The 3,416-nt window shown below is 74.9% G+C and carries 2 protein-coding genes; both read right to left on the bottom strand.

The annotated features are described in order from the left end of the window. Positions 1-1,460: polyketide synthase (locus GWI24_RS42275; RefSeq protein WP_247617647.1), on the bottom strand; the 1,460-nt coding region annotated here is incomplete at its 3' end. A gap of 50 nt (positions 1,461-1,510) precedes the next feature. Then, a partial coding sequence (locus tag GWI24_RS42270; RefSeq protein WP_210951326.1) for an SDR family NAD(P)-dependent oxidoreductase occupies positions 1,511-3,416 on the bottom strand: 1,906 nt, incomplete at its 5' end.

The raw sequence follows: 3,416 nt of genomic DNA, 5'->3' as shown, positions 1-3,416 counted from the left end.
GCCAGCCGCTCCGGGGTGTCCGCCGCCAGTGCCAGCACCCGCTCCGGTTCGATGACGAGGGTCGTGGCGCGCCGCGTCTCCGGCACCTGCGGCGGCTGCTCCAGCACCACATGGGCGTTGATCCCGCCGAAGCCGAAGGCGTTGACGGCGGCGCGCCGTACGGGCGCATCCCAGGGCTTGGCCGCGTCGAGCACCGAGAAGCGGGTGGCCGCCAGCGCCGGATGGGGGTCGTCGCAGTGCAGGGTGGGCAGCAACCGGCCGTGGTGGACCGCGAGGGCGGCCTTCACCAGGCCCGCGACACCGGCGGCGGGCATGGTGTGGCCGATCATCGACTTCACCGAGCCGATGACGGCCGTCTCACCCGACATGCCACCGGGGCCGAAAACCTCCGCCAGCGTGGCGAGTTCGGCCGTGTCCCCGGCAGGCGTCGCGGTGCCGTGCGCTTCCAGCAACCCGATGGCACCCGGCTCGCGCGGATCGAGGCCCGCGGCCCGCCACGCCTGCCGTACGGCACGGGTCTGACCGCCCGGGTCCGGGTTGACCAGACCGGTGGCACGGCCGTCGGATGCCACGCCGGTGCCGCGGATCACCGCGTAGACCCGGTCGCCGTCGCGGAGTGCGTCGGCGAGCCGTTTGAGGACGACCACACCGGTGCCCTCGCCGATCAGCAGACCGTCGGCAGCGCGGTGGAAGGGCCGGATCCGTTGGCTCGGCGACAGCGCGCGCAGCTGGGAGAAGACGCTCCACAGGGTGATGTCGTGGCAGTGGTGCACCCCGCCCGCGAGCATCACATCGCACCGGCCCGAGGCCAGCTCCCCCACCGCCTGGTCGACGGCGACGAGCGAGGAGGCGCAGGCGGCGTCCACGGTGTACGCGGGGCCGCGCAGATCGAGCCGGTTGGCGATGCGCGAGGCGGCGAGGTTGGGCACCAGGCCGATGGCCGCCTCGGGCCGGTCCGGGCCGAGCCGCTCGGTGAACGCCGCCCGTACGCGGTCGAGTTGGCCGGGCCCGAGGTCGGGCAGCAGCTCGCCGAGGGTCCGTACGAGCTGGTGGGCGGTGCGCACCCGCTGGTCGAGCCGGACCAGCCCGGGGGTGAGATAGCCGCCCCGGCCCAGCACCACGCCCACCCGCTGCCGGTCGGGCAGCCGGTCCTCACCGCCCGCGTCGGCGATGGCAGCCGCCGCGACACCCAGGGCGATCAGCTGGTCGGGTTCGGTGCCGGACACCGAGTTCGGCATGATCCCGAACCGGGCGGCCTCGATCCGGGCGAACTCGTCGACGAATCCGCCTCGCCGGCAGTACACCCGGTCGGGCGCCGCCGGCGTGTCGCCACCGCCGTCCGGGGCGTAGAAACCGGGGTCCCACCGCCCGGCCGGGACGTCGCCGATCGCGTCCACGCCACCGGCCAGGTTGCGCCAGTACGTGTCCAGGTCCGGCGAGCCGGGCAGCAGCACAGACATCCCGACGATGGCCACCGGCGGCTGCCGGTGCGGCTGCTCGTCCGTCACGCTCACCAGCCCGAGGCGGTGTAGACGACGGACCCCATGGACTCCTCGCCCCAGGCGAGCTCGCGCAGCAGCGCCAGCGTGCCCTCCTCGGGGTCGATGAGCGAGACGCCGCGCCGGGCGTACTCACGGCCGAGCTCCGGTGTCACCATCCCGCCGTGGGCTCCGACCGGTGCCCAGGGGCCCCAGTGCACGGTCAGCGCCCGGCCGCCGGTGCGATCCCGCCAGCGTGCACCTAGCGTCTCCAGCGCGTCGTTGGCCGCCGCGTAGTCCACCTGGCCGCGGTTTCCGAGGACGGCCGCGATGCTGCCGAACAACACGGCGAAGGCCGGGGGTTCGGGTAGTTCGGCCAGTGCGTCCAGCAGCGTCCGGGCGCCCTCCACCTTGGTGCCGTACACCCGCTCGAAGGACTCGGCGGACTTCTCCGCGATCAGCCGGTCCTCGATCACACCGGCCCCGTAGACCAAACCGTCCAGCCGGCCGTGATCGGCGTGGATCTGCTTCACCGCCTGGAGCACCGCTTCGGCGTCGCGGACATCCACCGAGCGATAGCGGACCCGGGCGCCGAGCGCGGTCAACTCCTCGGCGGTGGCGACCACTTCGCGCCGCGCCAGGATCCGGGCGGCCTCCCGCTGGATCTCGGCGGGCCCCAGCCCGCCCCGGGCCGCGAGCGCCGCCCGCAGGGCGGTCTCGTCGCGGGCCCCGGCGGTGGCCGGGTCCTCGGGGCCGACGGGCTCCGGCGTACGGCCGAGCAGCTCGATCCGGCAGCGGGCGGCGGACGCGAGGGTGGCGGCGAACCGCGCGGTGATGCCCCGGGCTCCGCCGACCAGGGCCACCACCGCGTCCCGGTCCAGCCCGAGCGCGGCGGCCTCCGCCACGCCGTCCCCGGCGGGCCCGGCTCCCGAACCTGCGAGCGGGCCCAGCGGGGTCTCCACGAGGTCCAGCCGATGGCGCTGCCCTTCCGCAGCGCGCAGAACGACGGGCGTACGGTCCGGGGCGAGCAACTCGTCGAGCAGCCCATTGGCCACGGTTTCGGCGGACACAGCCGCGCGGGCGTATCCAGCCGCGTCGGCAGACCCCGCCGCCACGTCAGCGGCCCCGACCGCCTCGGCAGACCCCGCCACCTCGGCAGACCCGGCCGCCTCGGCGAGTTCGGTCGCCTCGACTGGGAACTCCACCAGCCTGGTGATCGTGTCGGGGTACTCCCTGGCCACCGTACGGAACACCCCGCGCAGCCCGGCCGTGCGCGTGGCGAGCGGGTCGGTGCGGCGCAGCGCCAGCAGCCACTGCGGGCCGCGCCGCAGCGCCGACTGGACGACCGTGAACGCCTCGGGCAGCACCGGCGCGCCGGAGGCGGTCAGCGGATCGAGCAGCAGCACACCGTCCACCCGACCGTCGTCCTCGGTGAACTGATGACCGGCGGCGAGGATGACGGCTTCGGCACCGCGCTCGCCGAGGCGGGCGGCCACCGCCTCGGCCACCCCATCGCCGTCCCCGCCGAGCAGGGCGAAACGCCGACCGGCCAGATCGGGCGGCGCGGCGGCACCCTCGTCCGGTACGCCGAGGGGCACAGGCACCAGCCGCATCCGCTTGGGAGCCACACCGGGCACTGCCACCGGCACCGGCTCCGCCACCTGCATGGCCACCGGCTCCGGTTCATCGGCCGGTGCGCGGGTCGCGGGGGTCGCGGGCGCGAGACGGGCGGTGAGCCAGTCGGTGACGGCGGCGGTGGTACGCGCCTTGGCCAGCTCCTCCAGCTCCTCATCGTCCAGGGTGGCGGTGTCCGCGCCCGCGACACCGAGTCGCCTCGCCAACTCGCCCGCGATCTCGGCGCGTTTGATGGAGTCGATGCTGAGGTCGGCCTCGAGATCGAGATCCGGTTCGATCATGTCGACCGGATAGCCGGTGCGT

The organism is Streptomyces sp. MK37H (assembly GCF_018035285.1).
GTDB lineage: Bacteria > Actinomycetota > Actinomycetes > Streptomycetales > Streptomycetaceae > Streptomyces > Streptomyces endocoffeicus.
This window is presented reverse-complemented; position numbering and strand designations above follow the sequence as displayed.